5 protein-coding genes and 1 pseudogene are annotated in these 6729 nt (G+C 70.4%); 2 read left to right on the forward strand and 4 right to left on the reverse strand.

The window, feature by feature from the left end; translation table 11 throughout:
* Positions 1–174, forward strand: a 174-nt coding sequence (locus tag FRZ03_RS41435) for a WCX domain-containing protein (RefSeq protein WP_464862469.1), incomplete at its 5' end; no start/stop codon positions are given.
* 51 nt (positions 175–225) lie between these two features.
* Here FRZ03_RS41435 and argS read toward each other — a convergent pair.
* Positions 226–2001, reverse strand: a complete 1776-nt coding sequence (argS, locus tag FRZ03_RS22515) for an arginine--tRNA ligase (protein WP_146467001.1) — start codon at positions 1999–2001, stop codon at positions 226–228.
* Positions 2002–2211: 210 nt separating this feature from the next.
* Between argS and lysS the strand changes: the two genes are divergently transcribed.
* Positions 2212–3951, forward strand: coding sequence for a lysine--tRNA ligase (gene lysS / locus FRZ03_RS22520; RefSeq protein WP_146466963.1), 1740 nt, complete (start codon positions 2212–2214; stop codon positions 3949–3951).
* Between the two features lie 92 nt (positions 3952–4043).
* Here the strand turns inward: lysS and FRZ03_RS22525 are convergent, their stop codons facing one another.
* The 3 genes and pseudogenes from FRZ03_RS22525 to FRZ03_RS22535 all read right to left on the reverse strand — a co-directional run.
* Positions 4044–5381 carry a DUF2637 domain-containing protein gene (locus tag FRZ03_RS22525; protein WP_186785561.1) on the reverse strand — a complete coding sequence of 446 codons (1338 nt, stop codon included), beginning with the start codon at positions 5379–5381 and terminating at the stop codon, positions 4044–4046.
* A 120-nt stretch (positions 5382–5501) separates the two neighbouring features.
* Positions 5502–6359 carry a DUF3558 domain-containing protein gene (locus FRZ03_RS22530; protein WP_261399301.1) on the reverse strand — a complete coding sequence of 286 codons (858 nt, stop codon included), beginning with the start codon at positions 6357–6359 and terminating at the stop codon, positions 5502–5504.
* A 128-nt stretch (positions 6360–6487) separates the two neighbouring features.
* A pseudogene (locus FRZ03_RS22535) lies at positions 6488–6729 on the reverse strand (DUF3558 domain-containing protein); the annotation flags it as partial.

Here is a 6729-nt window from a genome sequence, read left to right on the forward strand (position 1 = left end):
GACCCGGACGGCCTGGCCCGCTACCTGCTCACCCTGGCCACCCCCCTGCGGGTCCTCTCCCCGGCCTCGGTGCGACGCGCGCTGGCCCGACGGGCCCGGGAACTGGCGGAGAACAACGCGGACCACGACGACGCGGACCAGGACAACGCGGACCAGGACGACGCGGACCGGTGACGGTCGGACGGCTGCGGAGACGGTCCCCGCAGCCGTCGGAAGGGCTCGCCGTCAGAGCTTCTCGGGCGTCCTGATGCCCAGCAGGGACATGCCCTGGTGCAGGGTGCGGGCCGTGACGTCGCAGAGGAAGAGGCGGTTCTCGATCTGGGCGGGCGTCTCGGCCCTCAGGACCGGGCACTTGTCGTAGAAGGTCGTGTAGAGGGAGGCCAGCTGGTAGAGGTAGGCCGTCAGCTTGTGGGGGGCGAAGTCCTTGGCGGCCTCGGCGACCGTCTCCGCGAAGGCGTCCGCGTGCAGGCCGAGGGCGCGTTCGGCGTCCGCCAGGTCCAGCTCGGGGTGGGCGACCGGGCGGGTGTCGCCGGCCTTGCGCAGGATGGACCGGATGCGGGCGTAGGCGTACTGGAGGTAGACGGACGTGTCGCCGTTGAGCGAGACCATCTGGTCCAGGTCGAACTTGTAGTCCCGGTTCGCCGACGTCGACAGGTCCGCGTACTTCACCGCGCCGATGCCCACCTGGGCGCCCCGCTCGGCGATCTCCTCCTCCGAGAGGTCCTGGGCCTTCTCGCGGACCACGGCCGAGGCGCGGTCGATGGCCTCGTCGAGGAGGTCGACCAGACGGACCGTCTCGCCCGCACGCGTCTTGAACGGCTTGCCGTCCTTGCCCAGCACGGTGCCGAAGGCCAGCTGGAAGGCGGTCACGTCGTCGTTCAGCCAGCCGGCCCGGCGGGCGGTCTCGAAGACCATCCGGAAGTGCAGGGCCTGGCGGGCGTCCACCACGTACAGGAGGGTGTTCGCCTTGAGGTTGAAGACGCGGTCGCGGATCGCGGAGAGGTCGGTGGCCGCGTAGCCGTAGCCGCCGTCCGACTTCTGCACGATCAGCGGGACCGGGTTGCCGTCCGGGCCCTTGATGTCGTCGAAGAAGACGCAGAGCGCGCCCTCGGAGCGGACCGCGACGCCGGATTCCTCCAGCAGGCGGCAGGTCTCGGCCAGCATGTCGTTGTACCCGGACTCGCCGACGATGTCGGCGTCCCGGATCTCCATGTCCAGCTTCTCGAAGACGGAGAAGAAGTAGATCTTCGACTCGTCCACGAACTTCTGCCACATGGCGAGCGTGCGCGGGTCGCCGGCCTGGAGGTCGACCACCCGGCGGCGGGCGCGGGTCTTGAACTCCTCGTCGGAGTCGAAGAGCCTCCGCGCGGCCTTGTAGAGGCGGTCCAGGTTGGACATCGCCTCCTCGCCGGAGGTGGCGGTGTCCTCGGCGGACCGCTTGTGGTCCAGCTCGTGCGGGTGCTCGTCCAGGTACTGGATGAGCATGCCGAACTGGGTTCCCCAGTCGCCGATGTGGTGGCGGCGGATCACGGTCTCGCCGGTGAACTCCAGGAGCTGGACGACCGAGTCGCCGATCACCGCGGAGCGCAGGTGGCCGACGTGCATCTCCTTGGCCACGTTCGGCTGCGCGTAGTCGATCACCGTGGTGCCCGGGTTCGTGGCGAACGGCGCGCCGAGGCGGCCGGCCTCGTCCGCGTACCGCGCGGCGAGGTTCTCGGTGATCGCCCGGTCGGAGACGGTGATGTTGAGGAAGCCGGGCCCGGAGACCTCGACGTCCTCGATCACCGTGCCGGTGGTCACCCGGGAGACGACCTGGGTGGCGAGCTCGCGCGGGTTGGCCTTCGCCTTCTTGGCGAGGGCCAGGATCCCGTTGGCCTGGAAGTCGGCCCGGTCGCTTCGTCGCAGCAGCGGGTCCGCGTCGGCGGCCTCCGGCAGGGTGGCCGAGAGGGCGGACGCGAGCTGCTGCTGGACGGAGTCGCTGAGGGACGTGACCGAGGCCATAGGTGGAGTGCCGTTCTCCTCGTGGGGATGGATGGTCACGCCCAGTATCCCACGGGGGGTGTAGCGAATTTTCCGGTCAGCCGGTGAACGCGGGTCGCGGGAAGGCCGTCCAACGCGTTGAAAAGGCGTTTTCGTGGATGTGGTCCCGCCTGGGACAATGGAGCGGTCAGCCGTGCGACCGCTGCGGCTGCCCGATGGAGAAAGAAGGACGTGCCGATCGTGGCTCAGAGCACCGAGACCACCGACTGGGTCTCCCGTTTCGCGGATGAGGTCATCGAGGAGTCGGAGCGCCGGGCCCCGGGCAAACCGGTCGTGGTCGCGTCCGGACTCTCCCCGTCCGGCCCCATCCACCTGGGCAACCTGCGCGAGGTCATGACCCCGCACCTGGTCGCCGACGAGATCCGCCGCCGCGGACACCAGGTCCGGCACCTGATCTCCTGGGACGACTACGACCGCTACCGCAAGGTTCCGGCGGGCATCGCCGGCGTCGACGAGTCCTGGGCCGAGCACATCGGCAAGCCGCTGACCTCGGTCCCGGCCCCGAAGGGCTCGGCGTACCCGAACTGGGCCGAGCACTTCAAGGCCGCCATGGTCGAGTCGCTGGCCGAGCTGGGCGTCGAGTTCGACGGGATCAGCCAGACCGAGCAGTACACCTCCGGTACCTACCGCGAGCAGATCCTGCACGCCATGAAGCACCGGGGCGACATCGACGCGATCCTCGCCCAGTACCGCACCAAGCCCAAGGCCAAGAAGCAGCAGCAGAAGGCCGTGGACGAGGCCGAGCTGGAGGCCGAGGAGGGCTCCGGCGCCGCGTCCGAGGACGACGGCTCCTCCGGCTCCGCCGGGTACTTCCCGTACAAGCCGTACTGCGGCAACTGCGAGAAGGACCTCACGACGGTCACCTCGTACGACGACGACACCACCGAGCTGTCGTACACCTGCAACGCGTGCGGCTTCATGGAGACCGTCCGGCTCGCCGAGTTCAACCGCGGCAAGCTGGTCTGGAAGGTCGACTGGCCGATGCGCTGGGCGTACGAGGGCGTGATCTTCGAGCCGAGCGGTGTCGACCACTCCTCTCCGGGCTCGTCCTTCCAGGTGGGCGGGCAGATCGTCGGCATCTTCGACGGCAAGCAGCCCATCGGCCCGATGTACGCCTTCGTCGGCATCTCCGGCATGGCCAAGATGTCGTCCTCGCGCGGCGGCGTGCCGACCCCGGCGGACGCGCTGAAGATCATGGAGCCGCAGCTGCTGCGCTGGCTGTACGCTCGCCGCCGGCCCAACCAGTCCTTCAAGATCGCCTTCGACCAGGAGATCCAGCGGCTCTACGACGAGTGGGACAAGCTCGCCGCGAAGGTCGCCGACGGCTCCGCGCTGCCGGGCGACGTCGCCGCGTACACCCGCGCGGTGGGCACGGCGGCCGGTGAGCTGCCGAGGACGGCGCGCCCGCTGCCGTACCGGACGCTGGCGTCCGTAGCCGACATCACGGCGGGCCACGAGGACCAGGCCCTGCGGATCCTCTCCGAGCTGGACCCGGAGCGGCCCCTGGGCTCGCTGGACGAGGCCCGCCCGCGCTACGACAAGGCCGAGGCGTGGATCAACACGCACGTGCCGGCGGACCAGCGGACCATCGTGCGCGAGGAGCCGGACGCCGAGCTGCTGAAGTCGCTGGACGAGGCGTCGCAGCGGTCGGTGCGGCTGCTGCTCGACGGCCTGGCCGAGCACTGGTCGCTGGACGGGCTGACGCACCTCGTGTACGGCGTGCCGAAGGTGCAGGCCGGGTTCTCGGCGGACGCGACGCCCAAGGAGCTGCCGCCGGAGATCAAGACCGCCCAGCGGTCCTTCTTCGCGCTGCTGTACCAGCTGCTGGTGGGCCGGGACACCGGGCCGCGGCTGCCCACGCTGCTGCTGGCGGTGGGCCAGGAGCGGGTGCGGAGCCTGCTCGGCGAGTGACGCCGATGTGACGCGGACGCGCGGAAGGGGCCCTCCTCCGGGAGGGCCCCTTCGTCATGTCCGTCCGCTCTTCGGCAACGTCCGCGCGTTCCCTAGGCGATGGGGTATTCCCGCAGCTGTGCGTCGTGGTGCTCGCTGAAGTGCTCGACCATGCGGTTGGCCCGCTCCAGCGGGAGGGCGATGCCGAAGGTGGCCTCGACGTTGTCCTTGAACTGGGCGCCGGTCGGGTAGCTGCCGTCTATCGACTTGCGGAAGACCTGGTAGTAGTCCTCCTCGGTCGGCTCGGGCTCGGGGAAGCCGCCGCCCTCGCCCAGTTCCCGGGTGCGGTTGGGGCTCACCGGGATCGGGAAGCTGCCGGTCTCCTCGGGGGAGGGCTGCTGGAACTGCTCCGGGGGCTGGTCCTCGTACCAGTCCTCGTACTGCTCCTCGGGCTCGTACTGGGGCTCCGGGGGCGGTTCGTAGGTGGGGTCGTAGTCGCCGTGGTACTCGACCTCGCGGGGCGCCTGGAACCAGGGGCTCTGGTCGTCGGGCAGGGGGCCCGGGGGACTCTGGGGGGCTTGGGGGCGCTGCTCGCCGTGCGGCGCGGGCGCGGCGGCGGGCTGCGCGGGCGCCGGCTGCGCGGGTCCGGTCTGTGCGGGTCCGGTCTGCGCGGGCGCGGTGGCGTCGGCCGCCTGGCCCGCACCGGTACCGGCCGCCGTCCCGGCGCCGACCGCCGCCGGAACTCCGGCCGTCAGCTCCGCCGCGGGCGCCGGGGGCAGCAGGACCGGTTCTATCCCCGCGGCCAGCAGGCCCGAGGGGGCCGTCTCCGCCAGGGGGACGCCGTAGCGGGCCAGCCGCAGGGGCATCAGGGACTCGACCGGGGCCTTGCGGCGCCAGGCGCGGCCGAAGCGGGAGCGGAGCCGGGCCTGGTAGACGAGGCGCTCCTGTTCGAGCTTGATGACCTGGTCGTAGGAGCGCAGTTCCCAGAGCTTCATCCGGCGCCACAGCAGGAACGTCGGCACCGGGGAGAGCAGCCAGCGGGTGATCCGGACGCCCTCCATGTGCTTGTCGGCCGTGATGTCGGCGATGCGGCCGACGGCGTGCCGGGCCGCCTCGACGGAGACGACGAAGAGCACGGGGATCACCGCGTGCATGCCGACGCCCAGCGGGTCCGGCCAGGCGGCGGCGCCGTTGAACGCGATCGTCGCCGCCGTCAGCAGCCAGGCGGTCTGGCGCAGCAGCGGGAAGGGGATGCGGATCCAGGTCAGCAGCAGGTCCAGGGAGAGCAGGACACAGATGCCGGCGTCGATGCCGACCGGGAACACATAGGCGAAGTTCCCGAAGCCCTTCTTCCAGGCCAGCTCACGGACGGCCGCGTAGGAACCGGCGAAGCCGATTCCCGCGATGATCAGGGCACCGCCCACGACCACGCCGATGAGTATCCGGTGCATCCGAGTCAGCTGCGGTGGCGCGGCCACTCGTACTCCCCTCCCGTTGCCTGTTGTTGCGACGCAACAGGGTGGCACACGTGTGCGGAGCACGTGGTGCCGGTGGGTCGTAAGCCCGTTCGGTCAGCTCTTCTTGTCGGACGACGTGGACGAAGAGGCGCTCGCGGAGGGGGACTTGGCGGACGAGGAGGGGCTCGCCGACGAACCGCCCGGGGAGTCGCCCTTGCCGGCGGAGGAGATCGAGGCCACGACCTCCTTGACGGCCTTCTGCGCGGACTTGGCGATGTCGTCGGCGTCGGGGGTCTTGTCGCCCGCGAGGCCCGCGCCGTTGTAGTCGAGGGTGACGACGACGTTCTGCACCCGCGCGACGATCGTCTCCTGCTTGAAGAGGCCTTCCTTCTTCTTCAGGTCGTAGCGGACCGAGGTCGCCTCGTCGCCGGTGCCGGAGACCGGCTGGACCTTGGCGTTCGTGCCGCCGTCCACCGACTGGGAGTCCTTGACCTGGTTGCCGAAGTAGGTGTGCGCCTGGGTGTTGGCGGAGCCGCGCGCGGTGTCGGAGTCGAAGCGCAGCAGGGAGATGTTCAGCCAGCGGAACTGGGAGCCCTTGACGCCGTTGTTGGCCAGGCTGCTCCAGGAGCAGGAGGAACGGGACGACGGATCGTCCGAACTGCCCTTCTTGCCCGAGGTGTCGGCCTTGGGGACCAGGTCGCCCAGGGTCTTGTCCGACAGCACCTTGCAGGGGTTCGGGAGCGTCGTGTACGTGGCCGGCTCGAGCGTCGGGGAGGCGCTGGCGGAGGGCGTCGCGCTGCCGCTCGCCGACTGCCCGGCGCTCGCGCTCTCGCTGCTCTTGGGCTTGGAGTCGCCGGAGTCGGAGGAGCACGCCGCGGTGATCAGCATCGCGGGAACGGCTGCCGCGCAGACAAGAACACGGCGGAGGTTCCTGGTGCGCTGGCTCAGGTGGGCTCGGTCGTCTCGCTGCATGGTTCCTTCACTCATGACGCTCGGTGTTCGTGCGGGTTCCTGCGGGGCCCCACCGTACGCGGTGAAGGAGCTGTGCGGTTTCCGTTCGGGGGCTTCGCGGACGGGGGCGGCCGGGGCGGGGAAATGGATCAGCCGCCGAGCGCCCCGTCCGGCCGGGAGGCCAGTTTCCGGACCCTGTCCTGCACTTCCTTCCTGTCGGGGCCCGTTCCGCCGGCCATCGGCTGCTCCTCGTACTGGATGGTGACGACGACGTTGGACGTGCGGAACACCACAGTCACCGTCCGCTGCGCGGCCGTCGAACCGGACGTGGCGAGCTGGTCGTCGAGGTACGCCTCGTCACCGAGGTCGGAGAGGGTGCGCGGCTGGAGAT

The organism is Streptomyces misionensis (assembly GCF_007896895.1).
Lineage (GTDB): Bacteria > Actinomycetota > Actinomycetes > Streptomycetales > Streptomycetaceae > Streptomyces > Streptomyces misionensis_A.